The 15,991-nt window shown below is 68.3% G+C and carries 13 protein-coding genes; 8 read left to right on the top strand and 5 right to left on the bottom strand.

Annotation, left to right across the window (positions count from 1 at the left end; all coding sequences use genetic code 11):
* Nucleotides 1-33: 33 nt before the first annotated feature.
* Together DMB86_RS08875 and DMB86_RS08880 are read left to right on the top strand one after the other, a co-directional pair.
* The gene (locus tag DMB86_RS08875; protein ID WP_113717452.1) at nt 34-1,749 is read left to right on the top strand and encodes a class I adenylate-forming enzyme family protein; all 1,716 of its coding nucleotides are present in this window, start codon (nt 34-36) and stop codon (nt 1,747-1,749) included.
* Entirely contained in the window at nt 1,746-2,993 is a 1,248-nt protein-coding gene (locus tag DMB86_RS08880; RefSeq protein WP_171814431.1) for a beta-ketoacyl-[acyl-carrier-protein] synthase family protein, read from the top strand. The genes DMB86_RS08875 and DMB86_RS08880 overlap by 4 nt, the downstream gene beginning before the upstream one ends.
* Before the next feature lie 35 nt (nt 2,994-3,028).
* Here the strand turns inward: DMB86_RS08880 and DMB86_RS08885 are convergent, their stop codons facing one another.
* The 3 genes from DMB86_RS08885 to DMB86_RS08895 all read right to left on the bottom strand — a co-directional run bounded on the left by DMB86_RS08885 (nt 3,029) and on the right by DMB86_RS08895 (nt 6,664).
* Nucleotides 3,029-3,973 carry an endonuclease domain-containing protein gene (locus DMB86_RS08885; protein WP_113717453.1) on the bottom strand — a complete coding sequence of 315 codons (945 nt, stop codon included), beginning with the start codon at nt 3,971-3,973 and terminating at the stop codon, nt 3,029-3,031.
* A 238-nt stretch (nt 3,974-4,211) separates the two neighbouring features.
* Nucleotides 4,212-4,913 carry a response regulator gene (locus DMB86_RS08890; protein ID WP_113717454.1) on the bottom strand — a complete coding sequence of 234 codons (702 nt, stop codon included), beginning with the start codon at nt 4,911-4,913 and terminating at the stop codon, nt 4,212-4,214.
* Nucleotides 4,910-6,664 carry an ATP-binding protein gene (locus DMB86_RS08895; RefSeq protein ID WP_113717455.1) on the bottom strand — a complete coding sequence of 585 codons (1,755 nt, stop codon included), beginning with the start codon at nt 6,662-6,664 and terminating at the stop codon, nt 4,910-4,912. The genes DMB86_RS08890 and DMB86_RS08895 overlap by 4 nt, the downstream gene beginning before the upstream one ends.
* A gap of 128 nt (nt 6,665-6,792) precedes the next feature.
* On the opposite strand from DMB86_RS08895, the gene DMB86_RS08900 reads away from it, so the two are divergent.
* Nucleotides 6,793-8,154, top strand: a complete 1,362-nt coding sequence (locus DMB86_RS08900) for a cation:dicarboxylate symporter family transporter (RefSeq protein WP_113717456.1) — start codon at nt 6,793-6,795, stop codon at nt 8,152-8,154.
* A gap of 234 nt (nt 8,155-8,388) precedes the next feature.
* Here the strand turns inward: DMB86_RS08900 and DMB86_RS08905 are convergent, their stop codons facing one another.
* Together DMB86_RS08905 and DMB86_RS08910 are read right to left on the bottom strand one after the other, a co-directional pair.
* Complete coding sequence (locus tag DMB86_RS08905; RefSeq protein WP_113717457.1) at nt 8,389-10,062, bottom strand: DUF6297 family protein; 1,674 nt, start codon at nt 10,060-10,062, stop codon at nt 8,389-8,391.
* Between the two features lie 4 nt (nt 10,063-10,066).
* Nucleotides 10,067-10,801 (bottom strand): ABC transporter ATP-binding protein, encoded by a 735-nt coding sequence (locus DMB86_RS08910; protein ID WP_113717458.1) that lies wholly within the window; start codon nt 10,799-10,801, stop codon nt 10,067-10,069.
* Between the two features lie 203 nt (nt 10,802-11,004).
* On the opposite strand from DMB86_RS08910, the gene DMB86_RS08915 reads away from it, so the two are divergent.
* The 5 genes from DMB86_RS08915 to DMB86_RS08935 all read left to right on the top strand — a co-directional run bounded on the left by DMB86_RS08915 (nt 11,005) and on the right by DMB86_RS08935 (nt 15,988).
* Complete coding sequence (locus tag DMB86_RS08915) at nt 11,005-11,886, top strand: ParA family protein (protein ID WP_113717459.1); 882 nt, start codon at nt 11,005-11,007, stop codon at nt 11,884-11,886.
* A gap of 43 nt (nt 11,887-11,929) precedes the next feature.
* Nucleotides 11,930-12,925: a segregation and condensation protein A gene (locus DMB86_RS08920; RefSeq protein ID WP_171814596.1), complete on the top strand. Its 996-nt coding sequence runs from the start codon at nt 11,930-11,932 to the stop codon at nt 12,923-12,925.
* Nucleotides 12,915-13,592: an SMC-Scp complex subunit ScpB gene (gene scpB / locus DMB86_RS08925; protein ID WP_113719436.1), complete on the top strand. Its 678-nt coding sequence runs from the start codon at nt 12,915-12,917 to the stop codon at nt 13,590-13,592. Before DMB86_RS08920 ends, scpB begins: the two co-directional genes overlap by 11 nt.
* Before the next feature lie 117 nt (nt 13,593-13,709).
* Nucleotides 13,710-14,876 carry a pseudouridine synthase gene (locus DMB86_RS08930; protein ID WP_113717460.1) on the top strand — a complete coding sequence of 389 codons (1,167 nt, stop codon included), beginning with the start codon at nt 13,710-13,712 and terminating at the stop codon, nt 14,874-14,876.
* An 8-nt stretch (nt 14,877-14,884) separates the two neighbouring features.
* Nucleotides 14,885-15,988 carry a prephenate dehydrogenase gene (locus DMB86_RS08935; protein WP_113717461.1) on the top strand — a complete coding sequence of 368 codons (1,104 nt, stop codon included), beginning with the start codon at nt 14,885-14,887 and terminating at the stop codon, nt 15,986-15,988.
* Nucleotides 15,989-15,991: the final 3 nt, after the last annotated feature.

A 15,991-nucleotide genomic window follows, 5' to 3' on the forward strand; every position in this document is an offset into this window, starting at 1 on the left:
ACCCGCGGCAGGGCCCGGCGAAGGGGACATTCCATGGCGTACGACGCGAGCCGCTTCAAGGACTACTTCGAACACGATTTCACCTACAACGCCGGCTTCCGCCGCAATGTGGGCAGGTTCGGCGGCCGGGTGGCCATCGTGGACCCCGTGGCGGGCCGCGACTGGACCTACGCCGAGCTTGACGCGGACGTCGACAAGGTCGCGGCCGCGCTCGCGGGCCTGGGCGTGGGGGAGGGCAGCCACGTGGCATACCAGCTGTTCAATTCTGTTGAATTCGCCTGGCTCTACCTGGCCACCCAGCGCCTCGGCGCCGTCGGCATACCCCTGAACTACCGTCTGTCCTCCGGCGAGACCGCGCTCATCCTGCGCGACAGCGATCCCTCGGTCTTCATCGTCGACGCCGCCGTGGCGGGCGCGGCGCTCGCCGGGGTGGAAGCGGCAGGCTCATCCGCCGTCGTGCTGTCCGTGGGGAAGACGGACGACGCCGGACTCCCGGACCGGGTGCGTGACTTCGCCGACGTCGTGGCAGCCGCACCGGAAACCCCGCCGCGGCGGCGCGGCCCGGCCTCGACGTATGAGGAAACGACCCGGCTGTACACCTCCGGGACCACCGGCCTGCCCAAAGGGGTCTCGCTGCCTTCGATCGTGGAGGTCATGAGCGCCCACGACGTCATCATGCACTTCCCGCTCACCCCGCAGGACAGGACGCTGAACATGACGCCCTGGTTCCACCGCGGCGGGCTGTACTCCGGCGGGCCGAACCCGCTGTTCTACGTGGGCGGCTCGGTGGTGCCGATGCGCGCCTTCGACCCAGCCACCGTGCTCGACTGGGTGGGCAAATACGGCCTGACGTTCCTGATCGGGGCGCCGGTCTCGCTGGGCATGCTCGCCGACGAGCAGGAAAGGAACCCCCGGGACCTGTCCGGGCTGCGCGGCATCGTCACGATGGGGGCGCCGCTGACCAAGGCCGCCGTGCTGCGTTACCAGGACCTGCTCACCCCGCGAATCTTCAACGGCTACGGCACCACCGAGGCATTCTGGAACACGTTCCTGCGCCCGGAGGACCTTCCCGAACATGCGGGCACGGCCGGCCGCGCCTGCACCGACGACGACGTCGCAATCGTCAGGATCTTCCCGGACCGGCGCGCCGAACCGCACGAACTGGCGGCCCGGGACAACACCGAGCAGGGCGAGATCATCATGCGCACGCCCAAGTCCGGCTTCAACTACGCCAACCTGCCTGAGGTCAACGAAGAAAAGTTCGTGCACAACTGGCTCTACTCCGGCGACCTGGGCACGTGGGACGACGACGGGTTCATCACCATTGTGGGACGCAAGGACGACATGATCATTTCCGGCGGCGAAAACATCCACCCCGTCCAGGTGGAGGAGGTGCTCGGCTCCCACCCGGGGGTGCAGGACAGCGTGGTGGTGGGGCTGCCCGACGACCACTGGGGCGCCAAGGTCGTGGCGTACGTGGTCCGCCGCGACGCGCCGGCTGCGGCGGACGGCGTGCCCGCGGGGGGCGGCGCCGTCACCGCCGACGAGCTGGACCGGCACTGCCTGGCCAGCCCGGCGCTGTCCGACTTCAAACGGCCCCGCGCGTATGCCTTCGTTGACTCCGTTCCCGTGACGGCCACCGGGAAGAAGATCCACTACCGGCTTGCCGAACAGGCCGTGGGCGACCGCGCGGCCGGGCTGTTCGTGGAACCCGCGGCACGAAACGGCGGCCGCGGGGAGCAGCGGTGAAGGTCCGCGAGGCCTCGGAACGGGTGGTTGTCACGGGCATCGGCGCGCTCACCCCGCTGGGCAACACGGCGCCGGCCACCTGGGAGGCGCTGCTTGCCGGGCGCAGCGGCGTCCGCACCATCACCGCCTTTGACGCCACGGGGTTCACCACCAGCATCGCGGCGGAAGTCAAGGGCTTCGACCCATCCGCGCTGTTGCCGGTCAAGCGGCTCAACCGGTCCTCGCGCTGCACCCAGCTGGCCATCGCCGCCGCCCGCGAGGCCCTGGCGGACGCCGGGCTCGGGCCCACGCTGGAAGGGATGGAGGCCGCCGTCGTCATTAACAGCGCGGTATCCGGCTTCCCGGAGATCGAGGAGGCCGTGCACGTGCTGGGCGCGCGCGGGGCCCGGTACGTCAGCCCCAGCTTTGTGGCGTCGTCGCTGACCAACATGGCCGCGTGCGAGGTGGCGATCGATCTCGGCGTGCACGGCTGGGTCAACGCCAGCGCGCTGGCCTGCGCCAGCGGCACGCATGCGCTGCTGGAGGCCCGGCGGCTGCTGCTGGACGGCGACGCGGACGTGGTGGTGGCCGGCGGGGCCGACGCCGCCATCACCCCCGTCATGTTCGCCGGCCTCACCGCCATGCGCGGACTGTCCACCAGCAATGACTGCCCGCAGTGCGCGTCGCGCCCGTTCGACGCAGGCCGCAACGGTTTTGTGTTTGGCGAAGGGGCCGTCGTGTTCACCCTGGAACGCCTCTCCGACGCCCGCGCCCGCGGCGCCCGGGCGTACGCGGAAGTCGCCGGGGGTGCGATGACGGCCGACGCCTTCCACATCGTGGCCCCCGAGCCGGGCGGGACCTACGCTGCCCGGGCCATCACGAAGGCGCTGGACAAGGCGCGGCTGGACCCGTCCGACGTCGAACTGGTCTGCGCCCACGGCACGTCCACGAAGGCCAACGACAAAACGGAAACCGCCGCCATCCACCAGGCCTTTGGCGCGCAGGCCGCCGCGCTCGCGGTCACGGCGCCCAAGTCCATGACAGGGCACCTGATCGGGGCGGCAGGCGCGCTCGGTGCGCTGGTCTGCGTCCGCGCCATCGCCGATGCCGCGGTGCCGCCCACCATCAATTACACGGACGCGGACCCGGAATGCGATCTCGACTATGTGCCGAACGAGGCCCGCGCCATGTCGGTCCGGCACGCTGTGACCAACGCGTTCGGCTTTGGCGGTCAAAACTGCGTGGTGGCCTTCTCCGCCGTCTGACCGCCCCCGCCGCTGAGGTTCGAGATAACGACGCCTCAGTGGAGTGGGCCAGCCCAGCCGCGGGCGTGAAGGGCCCGGCGCACCAGCGCGATGGCGGCTTTTCCCTCATTGTCATCCAGCATGTCCTTGGTGATTCTTAGTTGCGTCCAGCCTAGCGAGGCCATCAGGCGGTTGCGGGCGTCATCGGTGGCCTGCTGTTTCACTCCCAGATGGTGCTCGCCGTCGTATTCAAGGGCCGTCTTCCATTCCGGCAGCGCCAAGTCCGGCCACGAGACGTGATTTCCGGCAGCATCCTTAACAACGTGGTTAAGTACGAGGGGAGGGATGCCTGCACGCTCCAGTGCGAGGCGAAGTCTCGTTTCCGGGGGCGAATCGGCGCCTGACCTGATCAGGTCGGCGGCTTCGCGGGCCTTGACGATTCCCCTTCGCCGGAACTCGAGTTTGACCGTTTGCCGCAGCGTGACGAGCTCTACAAGGGCCGCTCGTTTGGGACCGAAGATCCGGTCATGTTCGCAGACGAGGAAATCGCCGGCGGCGACGAGATCATCGAGTTCGAGCATTCCGGCCAAATCCAGCCACGTCCGCAGTGGCGACGTCACATCCGTCCCCCGATGCCGGGCCACTTCGCCCGGCTTGAACCTCGTGTGATGTCCCGTGACGCCCGCCCGCCACGGTGGATCGCTCGAGGCGGCCTTGGAAATGTGGATGTCAAAGCTGCCCGCCAACCAAGGCGGAAGCGGGATTCCCCACAGAAGCGCAGCAGTGCTATGGCTTGCGATTCCACCCGGCGTCAGCGCCAAAAGCGGGCGGACGCGATCAGCCAAGTCCTGCTGGACTCCCCACGGCACGCGGATGCCGCGGCTGGGCGTATGCAGGTCACGGCCCGCCGCGCGCCGTCGGCTAAGACCGCACTCGTCGGACTCTCCCAAGGTGAACGATCGTCCACGCAACCATTCAGGCAGGGGCTGGGCGTTGGTCATGGCTCCAGTCTGGCCCGAATTCCGTTTCGTTTTTTAAGTTATCCACAGCCCGCAGTTGAACCCGAAGAAGTCAAGATTACTACCCCGCAGTGGGGGAGGTGGTGATCTCGAACTTCAACGGTGGGGGAGGTGGTGATCTCGAACTTCAACGGTGGGGGAGGTGGTGATCTCGAACTTCAACGGTGGGGGAGGTGGTGATCTCGAACTTCAACGGTGGGGGAGGTGGCGATCTCGAACTTCAACGGGCGCGGAGCCAGCTGTATTCCAGTTCCGGCCGGCCGGGCGATCCGTGGCGCGGTGCCTTCGCCGCGGAGCCGGTTTCCACCAAGTGGTCTAGGTAGCGGCGGGCCGTGACGCGGGACATCGCCAGCCCGGCGGCAACTTCGGTGGCGGAGGCGGCACGGCCTTGGATCCGCAGCCAGTCGGCCACGGCCCTGAGCGTTTCGGGCAGCATCCCCTTGGGCAGCTGGAGCCTCCCTCGCGGCCGCAACGTGGACAGGGCGCTGTCAATCGCATCCTGGCTGGTGTGCGTCCGGTCCGCCAGGGCGTAGTGGTAGCCGCGGTAGCTCTCCATTTTCTCCCGGAACGCCGCAAACGTGAACGGCTTGATCAGGTAGGCCGTGATGCCCAGGGCGATGGCCGAGCGCACCACGTGGATTTCCTGCACGGCCGTGATGGCCACGACGTCCGGCACCAGCCCGAGTCCGTGGACGCGCCGCAGCAGGTCCAGGCCGTGCCCGTCGGTCAAGTTCATGTCCAGCAGCATCAGCTCGATGGGCCGGGTTGCGGGATCGTTCAGGACGGCCAGCGCGGCGCCCATTCCGCCCGCGGTCGCGGCCACCTCGAAGCCCTCAAGGCGCCGCACATACTCGGCATGGGCGGCGAGCGCGACGGGTTCATCGTCCACCACCAGCACCCGGATGGGTGGGGATCCGATCATGTTTTTTCCTTGGTCTCGGCGGCGGTGTCAGTGGTGGTCAGGGGCACGACGGCGGTCATGACGGCGCCGCCGTCGTTGTCGGCCGTGAGCGTGCCCCCCAGGGCGGCGGTGGCGCGGCGGATCAAGGCTATCCCGTAGCCGCGGCCGCCGGGGGCCACGGACGTTTTTTCGGTGGTGCCGATCCTGCCCAGCAGGTCCAGGTCGGTGGTGGGCAGGCCGGGGCCGTTGTCCGCCACGGTGATGGTGAGCGTGCCGTCGGCCACCAGCAGGTCGGCCCAGACGGTCGCGTCCCCGGAGTGGCCGGCCGCCGCGTCGATGGCGTTGTCCACCAGGTTGCCCAGCAGTGTCACGAGTTCCCGTGCGTCAAGCCGGCCGGGCGGGAGGGTGCCGGAGCCGCTGAGTTCCAGCTTCACGCCGCGCTCGTCCGCCTGCGCGCCCTTGCCCACCAGCAGCGCTGCCAGGAACGGCTCGTCCAGGGTGCCCACAAACTCGCCGCCCAGCCGGACCGTGTCGGAGAGGTCCGCCGTGGCAAAGTCCAGGGCTTCCCGGGCCCGGTCCAGCTCGATCAGGGAAATGATGGCATGGAGTCGGTTCGCGTGCTCGTGTGTTTGGGACCGCAGTGCCTCGACGAGGGTCTGGGTGCTGCTGAGGCTGCCTGCCAGCGCGGTCAGCTCGGTGTGGTCCCGCAGCGTTGCCACCGTGCCGGCTGCGGCATTGCTGCCCGGGGCCCGGGCCGGGCGTTGGCTGACCACCAGGAGACGGTCGCCGGCGAGGTGGACCTCGTCGGTGGCGGTGCGCCCGCTGCGCAGCAGCTCCTTTAACGATTCGGGGAGTGCCAGCGACTCCAGCCGCGGAGCGGCGGGCGTCGCCCGACCGGACGCCGGACGGCGGCCCGCGCGCCCGGGCCGGACACCTGGCGTCGAACGTCCGGACGGACCTCCATCAGACCTTTCGGCCGGACCTTCAGCCGACCTTGCGGCCGGATTCCCCGCGGGGGCGTCCATGCCCAGCAGCAGGGCGGCGTGGTCGTTGTAGAGGACCATGGAGCCGCGCGTGTCCACCAGGACCAGTCCCTCCCGCACGGAGTGGAGCACGGATTCATAGTAGGCAAACAGCTGCGCCAGCTCCTCCGGGCCCCAGCCGAGCGTCACCCGCTTGAGGTAGCGGCCCAGGAGCCAGGAGGCCAGCGAACCGGCCAACAGGAGCGCCGCCGCCAGCCCCAGCACATCCGGGAGCCGTGCCGCCACCAGCACCTCGACGTTGCTGACCGTCACGCCGGCGGCCACCATGCCCACGACCGCGCCGGCCGTGTCCTTGATGGGCACGATGACGCGGACGGAGGGGCCCAGCGTTCCCGCCGTGGTCTCAAAATACGTGTGTCCGGCCTGCGCCTGCGCGATGGACCCCACGTACGGCTTCCCGATTTCCGCCGGGTTGGGGTGGGTCCAGCGGATGCCCTGCGGGTCCATGACGGTGATGAAGTCCACGCCGGCGTCATGCATGACCGCGACGGCGTAGGGCTGCAGCGCCGCAGACGGGTTGGGTCCCTCCGCGGCCGAAAGCACCATGGGGGAGTCGGCCAGCGCCGTGGCGACGGACAGCATGCGCTGGCGGGTCTGCTCATAGGTGCGGGAGCCGGCGTCGGACACCATCACGGCGGACACGCCGGCGGTCAGCAGCAGCACAAAGAGCAGGTTGGCGGTGAACAGCCTCCCGGCAATGCTCCAGCCACGCCAGAAGCGCGAAGACATGGGCAAACCTTTCGTGCGACCAATATGAACGCAACGGTGAGATTAGTCACTTCAGCGGGCACTGTTGTGTGAGGCGGATCGCACGCCACACCTACCAATGCTAATCACCGAAGATCACAAGGAGTGACATGAGCTCTCAACGCGGAGGGACAGCCACGATGGCAAAGCCCGCACGGCGCAAAATGGACAAGACCCACTGGCTCTACGTCGCTGTCATCGCGGCCGTGGTCCTCGGTGCGGCAATTGGGCTCCTGGCCCCAGGCGTCGGCAAGTCGCTTGCCCCGCTGGGCACCATGTTCATCGCCCTGATCAAGATGGTCATCGCGCCCATCATCTTCTGCACCATCGTGCTGGGCGTAGGCTCCATCGCCAAGGCGGCCACCGTCGGCAAGGTGGGCGGGCTGGCCCTGGTGTACTTCATGGTGATGTCCACCGTGGCGCTCGCGATCGGCCTGGTGGTCGGCAACATCGTCCACCCCGGCGCCGGCCTGCACCTGCAGCCGTACAAGACGGCCGCCGCATCCGCGGACAACGCCACGGTGAAGTTCCTGCTGGACTTGATCCCCGGCGACATCCCCGTGCTGCCCACCTTGGTCCTGGCGCTGCTGGTCGGCTTTGCGCTCCAGTCCCTCGGCAAGGCCGGCGAGCCCGTGCTCAACGCGGTGAAGAACATCCAAAAGGTGGTCTTCAAGCTCATGATGATGATCATGTGGGTGGCCCCGGTCGGCGCGTTCGGTGCCATCGCCGCCGTGGTCGGCGCCACCGGCTGGGCCGCCATCGGCTCCATGGCGATCCTCATGGGTGCGTTCTACCTGACCTGCGCCCTGTTCATCGTGGTCATCCTCGGCTCCATCCTGCGTCTGGTCACCGGGCTGAACATCTTCGCCCTGATGCGCTACCTGGCCCGCGAATACCTGCTGATCTTCGCCACCTCCTCCTCCGAATCCGCCCTGCCGCGCCTCATCGCCAAGATGGAGCACGTGGGCGTCTCCAAGCCCGTGGTCGGCATCACCGTCCCCACCGGCTACTCCTTCAACCTTGACGGCACCGCCATCTACTTGACCATGAGCTCGCTGTTCATCTCCACCGCCATGGGAATGCCCATGAACCTCGGCGAGCAGATCGGCCTGCTGGTGTTCATGGTGATCGCCTCCAAGGGCGCCGCCGGAGTCACGGGCGCCGGCCTGGCCACGCTCGCCGCGGGACTTCAGGCGCACAAGCCTGTCCTGCTCGACGGCATGGGCGTGATTGTGGGCATCGACAAGTTCATGTCCGAGTGCCGCGCCCTCACCAACTTCACCGGCAATGCTGTTGCCGCCCTGCTGGTGGGCAAGTGGACGCACGAGCTGGACCTCGACCAGGCCCGCGAAGTGCTCTCCGGCCGCAGCCCCTTCGACGAGCTGTCCCTGGAGCCGGACGGCCATGCCTCGGAACCTGACGCCGCGGCGCTGCCTTCGCGCGACGACGAGCGCGTGCCCGTCTCGGTCTAAGGAGTCCTGGGTCAAAGTTCACGCGTCAAAGCGGGCGGCTTCCTCCTTGAGGGGGCCGCCCGCTTTTGTTTTGCCGCCGGTTCGTTGATGTACGACGCCGGGACCTGGCCTGCGCCGTCCGGCCCCCTTCGCATGCGCCCGGTTCATGCCGGACCTGGCGCACCGCCCGGTCGCCGCACATCTGTGCCGACTGTCCGGCACCGGGTTGTGCCGCGGCCCGGGTGAAGGGTCCGGCTACTTGGCCACAGGGGCCGGCGGCAGGCCGAATATGCCGCCCGACTTCGCCGACTTTGGCTTGCGCACGCGGGTACCCCACGCGTAGGCGAGCAGTGTCAGCCCCAGCTGCGCGGGGAACGCAATGACGGGAACGCCGCCGGAGATCAGGCAGATCAGCACCGGCAGCAGCGAAATCAGCGTCAGGTCCGGGCCCACCAGCAGAGCCCGCACCGCGCCGGTGGGAATGGGGCCGGACGCCGTGGCGACGGCCGGCATGTTCCAGTCCGGGGCCGGGCGGAACGCGGCGCGAAGGGTGGCCGCGCCCAGCCCGGGCCCGGCCAGCACGGCCAGCACCAGCAGGGACGGTGAGCCGACCCCCAGCGCGAGCAGCAGCCCAAAGCACACCAGCGCCCACACCGCCATGCCGACGGCCGGCAGCACGTAGTGGACGCGGCGGACTATCCGGGCGGGCAGCGGCATGAGCATGTCCACGGCCGGGTTGCCGTTGGCAAACCGGGCCGTGGCCCCCAGCGACGTGGCCGCGAAGTGGGCGCAGAAGTACAGCACCACGGCAATCAGGACGGAGTTGCCCAGGAACTGCACCGCGGCCAGGCTGGCCGGAATGGCTGCCAGCACCAGGACGCGAAGCAGCGACATGGGGGACCGCAACGCCATGGTGGCATGGGTGCTCAGGAGCGTCTTGACGCTTCGCGAAAACACCGTGCCGCCGTGGAAGACGAGCGGCAGCCGCACCTTGGACTTTCCCGAGGTGCGGCCACCGCCCAGGGAGCGCGAAAGTTCCGAGGCGTCCATGGACATCAGGGAGCCGGCGACGTAGGCGCCCGCCGCGGCACCCTCCTTCAGCTTCGCCGTCGTGATCCGCTCAAGGTTCCAGTAGACGGCGGCCAGCAACACCACGGCAATGACCACCAACACCAGCGGCCACAGGGCGCCGCCGGCGACCAAAAGCGGCCAGCTCGTGGGCAGGTATTCGAGCCAGGCCGTTTGCGCGCCCGTGATTGCCCCGGCCCCGGCCGTGTTGTTATAAAGCGCTGTGGCGACAAGCGTCAGCGGGGCCACCAGTGTCACGACCCCGGTCAGCACCTTTAGCCAGGACCCGGAGTTGGTGATTTGGCACCACGCCGCGATCCCGTAGAGCAGCCAGCCGAGCCCGACCCCGCACAGCACGGAAAGGGCAATGCGGCCCGGCGACGGCGAGGAGGACATGCCCAGCGCCACCGGCACCATCACGACGACGCCCGCAGCCGCGGGCCAGATCAGGGACTTCAGGAAGCCGGGCTGGATGAAGCCGCGGCGCCTGACCGGCAGTCCCAGCCACCACGCCGTCTGCGGCAGCGTCATGGTGATGGGACCCACGGTCATCTCAACGGACAGCAGGGCCGCGGCGAGCGTGAGCAGCACGGTGGCGCTGGCCTGGAGCAGGGTCACCGAGTGGAACCCCGGCGCGATCACCGTGGCGGTCAGCGCCGATTCATGCCCCACGCCGAGGCTGTTGCGCAGGCCCACGATGATGGCGCCCGCCATGGTGAGCAGGGTCAGCCCGCCCAGCACGAAGGTGTAGGCCTCCGAGACAAGCTCCATGACGCCGCCCTCTGTGCGGCTGAGGCCGGCCCGGAACGTGTATTGCCTGATTTCCCGGGCGCTGAACCGGTCGCTGGTTTCCATGGACATGGCGCTAGTCAACGTGGGGGTTCTCGGAGGAGATGGCCACCGCGGCCTGGGACGGCGTCATGGCGTGGATGGTGTCCGCGATGAACAGGGCCTTGGTGGCCACGGTGGAAAGGAAGTCGGGGTCGTGGGTGACCACCAGCAGTGCCAGGCCGTTGTCCACCTCGGCCCGCAGGCGTTCGGCGAGCCGGTGCCGCATGCCGGTGTCGAGCCGTTGTTCCGGCTCGTCCAGGACCAGCAGCGAGCGGGGCCGGACAAATGCGGAGGCCAGGAGCATGCGGCGGCGCTGCCCGGACGAAAGGTTGTAGGGCCGGGACTTGGCCAGCCGGCCGAGCCCGAAGAAGTCCAGTTCGGCGGCGATCACGTCCTCGACGTCGTGCACGCCATGCCCGGCCGAGACGATGGCCAGGTGTTCCTCCACCGTCAGCGCGGGGAAGAAGGCGTCGTCGTCGAACACCACGGCAACTTCGCGCCGGAAATCCAGGGTCCTGTCATCCACCGTGGCGCCGTTGATCAGCGCGGTGCCGGAGACCGCCTCAAGCTGGCCGACCACCGTTTTCACCACCGTGGACTTGCCGGCGCCGTTGGGCCCCACCAGGGCCAGGGCCTGTCCGGCGTGGAGGCTGAAGCTGACCACGCCGCAGACTGCGGTGGTGCCGTAGCCTGCCTGCAGCTTTTCGGCCCGGACCACGTCCTTGCGTCGTTCGGAACTTTTCGAGGAAGGTTTTTTAGCGTTGCTCATCAATTCGAAGTATAGGCTCGCCGCTGAACATTCAGCCTCAACTTGAGGGTCAAGGCTCAAAAGGCAAAGCACGCAAATGTCCAAAACTTGCCCCGCCCACCCGGTAACGTAGTGGGTGGCAGCGGGAAGCCACCAGTGAATCAAGTTGGTTGTGAATCAACTTGGAAGTGAATCAGCAAAGCGGCGAAAGTGTGGACTGACAGGTGAGCAACGAGCAGGGTGCAACGGCACTTGCGGGCGAAGACGTTTTGGGACCCACCGGACGGCCCGTGACCGATTTCCCCGAGCCTCCCGTCCTCACGTCCCACGGCCCAGCCCGCGTCATCGCCATGGTGAACCAAAAAGGCGGGGTGGGCAAGACGACGTCGACCATCAACCTCGGTGCCGCCCTGGCCGAGGCTGGTCGCCGGGTCCTGCTGGTGGACTTTGACCCGCAGGGCGCGCTGTCCGCGGGACTCGGGACGAACCCGCATGAGCTGGACATCACCGTGTACAACGTGCTGATGGACCGCAAGGTGGACATCCGCGACGCCATCCTGAAGACCGAGATCGAGAACATCGACATCCTCCCGGCCAACATCGACCTCTCCGCGGCGGAGGTCCAGCTGGTCAACGAGGTGGCGCGCGAACAGGTCCTGGCCAGCGCCCTGCGCAAGGTCGAGGACGACTACGACGTGGTCCTGATCGACTGCCAGCCTTCCCTGGGCCTGCTGACCGTCAACGCGCTCACCGCCGCGCACGGCGTCATCATCCCGCTGATCTGCGAATTCTTTGCCCTGCGGGCCGTTGCCCTGCTGGTTGAAACCATCGACAAGGTCACCGACCGGCTGAATCCGCGGCTGCAGGTCGACGGCGTCCTGGCCACCATGTACGACGCCCGCACCCTGCACGGCCGCGAAGTCCTGGCCCGCCTGGTGGAGGCCTTTGGCGACAAGGTCTTCGAGACCGTCATCAAGCGCACCATCAAGTTCGCCGACGCGTCCGTGGCCGCCGAACCCATCACGTCCTTCGCGAGCAACCACCAGGGCGCCGACTCCTACCGCCGCCTGGCCAAAGAGCTGATCGCCCGTGGCGGCGCACCCTAAACTGGACAGCAAAACCCTGGACCGCCGGGATGGCGCCGCGGGGATCCCGGCTGACGTGGACGGCGCTGCCGCACAGAGGCCGCAGGAGGGACCTCCGCCAGGCAAGGCACGCTTCCAGGTTCGGCTGGAGAATTTCACCGGCCCCTTCGACCTGCTGCTGGGACTGATTTCCAAACATGAGCTGGACATCACGGATGTGGCGATCGCCACTGTCACGGACGAGTTCATCGCCTACCTCAAGGCGCTGCAGGTGCCGGGCGGGGAATGGGCGCTGGACGAGGCGAGCGAATTCCTGGTCCTCGCCGCCACCCTCCTGGACCTGAAGGCCGCCCGGCTGCTGCCCGCCGGCGAGGTGGAGAACGACGACGACCTGGCCCTTTTGGAGGCCCGTGACCTCCTGTTCGCCAGGCTTTTGCAATACAAGGCCTTCAAGGAGGTCGCCTTCCTGCTGGGCGCCGAGCTGGACCGCGAGGCCATGCGATACCCGCGGATGGCCGGCCTGGAACCGCACTTTGCCGCGCTTTTGCCGGAACTGGTCTGGCGCCACCCCCCGGAGCAGTTCGCCGAACTCGCCGCCAGGGCCATGGAGCCCAGGGAGGCCGCACCCACGGAAGTGGGGTTGGCCCACCTGCACATTGCCCCGGTCAGCGTCCGTGAACAGGCCGCGATCATCACCTCCATGCTGACCGAGGGCATGCCGGGCCCCGATGATCCCGCCGGCGACGGGTGGACCGGGCGTCCCCTCTCCTTTCGTGCCCTGAGCGCCGACGCTGAAAACAATATGGTGGTCATTGCCCGGTTCCTGGCCCTGCTGGAGCTTTTTCGCGACGCCGTCATTTCCTTCGACCAGGCCAGCCCGCTGGGGGAGCTGCTGGTGCACTGGAGCGCAGGCGCCCGGCGCAGCCTGCTGACGGACAGCGATTTTGATGACGAAGACGGCCGCGAGCATGCGGCCCAGAACGCAGACAACCACAGTGACCACGACGCCGGCCACGACGTCCACGACGGCCGGCACCAAGGGGCGCACCATGAGCACTGAAGACCTGCGGCCCGGGACCGCGGCGGACGGAAATCCGGCGGGGGAATCGGGCCCCGCCGAGGCGGCGGCCGGTCCCGCCGAGTACACACCCGGCCCCGGCGGTGCCCGCGGGGCACTCGAGGCAGTGCTGATGGTGGTGGACGAGCCCGTAGCGGAGGAACAGCTGGCCGCCGTGGTGGGCCTGCCCACGGCCCAGGTACGTGAGCTGCTGCACGAACTGGCGCGGGAGTATGACGGCTATACTAGGGATGGTGGCACCCTACCGGTGCGCGGCTTTGAACTGCGGCAACTTGCCGGGGGATGGCGTGTTTATTCACGGGCCGCATATTCCGGGATCGTGTCACAGTTTGTTGTGGACGGCCAAACGGCCCGGCTCACGCAGGCGGCCTTGGAGACCTTGGCGGTGATCGCTTACCGCCAGCCGGTCTCGCGGGCCCGCGTTTCCGCCATCCGTGGCGTGAACGTGGACTCGGTGGTGAGGACGCTGGCACAGCGTGGCTTGATTGAGGAAGTGGGCACCGATCCGGTGTCAGGGGCATTCCTGTACCGCACCACAGCGTACTTTTTGGAACGGTTGGGGATTGGGAGCGTGGACGAGTTGCCGCAAATCGCACAGCACCTGCCAGGGCTGGAAAACCTTCATGATTTTGATGAGGCCAGCCTCTAGGCCCTCCCCGTCAACCCAGGCCCGTACCATGACGGCCTGCCCCAATGCACCGCACCTGAACCGTCCAGGGACACCCACGTACAGCTACACAACTAAAGAAGCATTAAGGACATACCAATGACACCGTCGCCCCGTTCCGGGAGTTCGTCCGGGCAGCACCAGCCGCGAGGCGGCAATCCCCGCTCCGGCGCCCCCAAGTCCGGCGCGCCCAAGTCGGGCGGCTACAAGGGCGCAGGCGCCCCCAAGTCCGGCGCCCCGAAGTCGGGCGGCTACAAGGGCGCAGGCGCGTCCCAGCCCGGCGCGCCCAAGTCCGGAGCCCCCCGGTCCGGCGGCAAGTTTGGCGGCCCCAAGGGCGGCGCCGCCTCCGGCGCCAGCACGTTTGGCGCGCGCGCCGCGGCCCGCACCGGATCCGGAAACCGCAAGCCGTCGCAGACGGGCGCCCGCCCCTTTAAGAACGACCAGTACGGGCGCAACCTTGGCCCGGTCAAAAACCGTCCCACCGAACAGAACCGCCGCCCCGAGCGCACCACGGACGACGTCGACATCCACAATGCGGAAGGCGTCCGCCTGCAGAAGGTCATGGCCATGGCCGGGGTCGCCTCCCGCCGCCTGTGCGAGGACATGATCCTGGAAGGCCGCGTCCAGGTCGACGGCGTCACCGTCACCCAGCTGGGGCTGCGCGTGGACCCGGAAACGGCGGAAATCGCCGTGGACGGCATGACCATCCAGACCAATGAATCCATGATCTACATGGTGTTCAACAAGCCCAAGGGTGTGGTGTCCACCATGGACGACCCCGAGGGGCGCCCCTGCGTCTCCGACTTCCTGAAGAAGCGCCAGACGCGTGAGCGCCTGTTCCACGTGGGCCGCCTCGACACGAACACCGAGGGCCTGCTGCTCCTGACCAACGACGGCGAGCTTTCCAACCGCCTCAGCCACCCCAAATACGGGGTGGAGAAGACGTACCTGGTCCAGGTCCGCGGACCTATGGCGCACGGCGTCGGCGCCCAGCTGAAGGACGGCGTGGAACTCGAGGACGGCTGGGCGAAGGTTGACTCCTTCCGCCTGGTCGACTCCACCCCTGGCCACGTGCTGGCCGAGGTGGTGCTGCACTCCGGCAAGAACCGCATTGTCCGGCGCATGTTTGACGCGGTGGGCTACCCGGTGGAGCGCCTGGTCCGCGTCAAGTTCGGCCCGATTGCGCTGGGAGACCAGCGCCAGGGCAGCATCCGCATCCTGGGCCGCCACGAGGTGGGCCACCTGCTCGCAGAAGTGGGGATGTAGGCCAAGGGATGAATCCAACGCATTTGACGGGGCCTGTCCTGATCCTGGGCAGCGGGCTGCTCGGTGCCAGCATCGGGCTTGGCCTGCGCGCCCACGGCATCGACGTGGTCGTCTCCGACCCGTCGCCGTCGGCGGAGGCCGTCGCCGTGGACATCGGCGCCGGCCGCGCCTTTAACGCGGCCGAGGTCCTCAGTCCGGAGCTGGTGGTCGTGGCGGCGCCGCCCGACGTCACCGCGGCGGTGGTGGCGGGTGCCCTGCAAACGTACGCGGCCGCCGTCGTGGTTGACATTGCCAGCGTCAAGGTGGCCGTGGCCACGGAACTTGTTGGCATCCTGGGCCCGGACAAGGGCATGCTGGAGCGCTACGTGGGTACGCACCCCATGGCCGGGCGGGAGAAGTCCGGGCCGGTGGCCGCGCTCGGCGAGCTGTTTAACTCCATGCCCTGGGTGCTGTGCCCGTCGGAAGTCAGTTCGAAGCATGCCGTGAAGGTGGCGCACTCCCTGGCGATCGACCTCAACGCCGTCGTGTTCCGCTTCACCCCGGACGAGCACGACGCCGCCGTGGCCCTGGTCAGCCACCTGCCGCAGGTCATGAGCTCGCTCGTGGCCAGCCGGCTGCAGGAAACGCCGCCGCATGCGCTCTCGCTGGCCGGCAACGGCCTGCGCGACGTGACCCGGATCGCCGCGAGCGACCCCGCCCTGTGGGTGCAGATCCTCGGCGCCAATGCGCCCAAGCTGCTGGAGATCATGCAGGGCGTCCGGGCGGACCTGGACCGGCTGATCAACACGCTGCGCGCCCCGACCGCGCCGGGTGCGCGGCTGGACCTGGCCCAGCTGATGGCGGAGGGGAACGCCGGGCAGACCCGTATTCCCGGCAAGCACGGCGGGCCGGCGCAGCAGTACACCTGGCTCACGGTGCTGGTCGATGACAGGCCCGGTCAGATTGCCAGGCTGCTGACGGAGATTGGCCACATCGGCGTCAACGTGGAGGACCTGCGCATGGACCATTCGGCCGGGCTGCAGGTGGGCATGGTGGAGATTTCGGTGCTGCCGTCCAAGCGCGCACGCTTGGTGGAGGACCTGACGGAGCGTGGATGGAAGGTAATTCTGTGACGG

The sequence above is a fragment of the Arthrobacter dokdonellae genome (assembly GCF_003268655.1).
Classification (GTDB): domain Bacteria; phylum Actinomycetota; class Actinomycetes; order Actinomycetales; family Micrococcaceae; genus Specibacter; species Specibacter dokdonellae.

Bases quoted from the DNA above. Each gene is read 5' to 3' on its own strand.
- DMB86_RS08875 (WP_113717452.1), top strand. From the start codon at position 34: ATGGCGTACGACGCGAGCCGCTTCAAGGACTACTTCGAACACGATTTC.
- DMB86_RS08900 (WP_113717456.1), top strand. From the start codon at position 6,793: ATGAGCTCTCAACGCGGAGGGACAGCCACGATGGCAAAGCCCGCACGG.
- DMB86_RS08895 (WP_113717455.1), bottom strand. From the start codon at position 6,664: ATGTCTTCGCGCTTCTGGCGTGGCTGGAGCATTGCCGGGAGGCTGTTC.
- DMB86_RS08905 (WP_113717457.1), bottom strand. From the start codon at position 10,062: ATGTCCATGGAAACCAGCGACCGGTTCAGCGCCCGGGAAATCAGGCAA.
- DMB86_RS08910 (WP_113717458.1), bottom strand. From the start codon at position 10,801: ATGAGCAACGCTAAAAAACCTTCCTCGAAAAGTTCCGAACGACGCAAG.
- scpB (WP_113719436.1), top strand. From the start codon at position 12,915: ATGAGCACTGAAGACCTGCGGCCCGGGACCGCGGCGGACGGAAATCCG.
- DMB86_RS08930 (WP_113717460.1), top strand. From the start codon at position 13,710: ATGACACCGTCGCCCCGTTCCGGGAGTTCGTCCGGGCAGCACCAGCCG.
- DMB86_RS08935 (WP_113717461.1), top strand. From the start codon at position 14,885: ATGAATCCAACGCATTTGACGGGGCCTGTCCTGATCCTGGGCAGCGGG.
- DMB86_RS08885 (WP_113717453.1), bottom strand. From the start codon at position 3,973: ATGACCAACGCCCAGCCCCTGCCTGAATGGTTGCGTGGACGATCGTTC.
- DMB86_RS08890 (WP_113717454.1), bottom strand. From the start codon at position 4,913: ATGATCGGATCCCCACCCATCCGGGTGCTGGTGGTGGACGATGAACCC.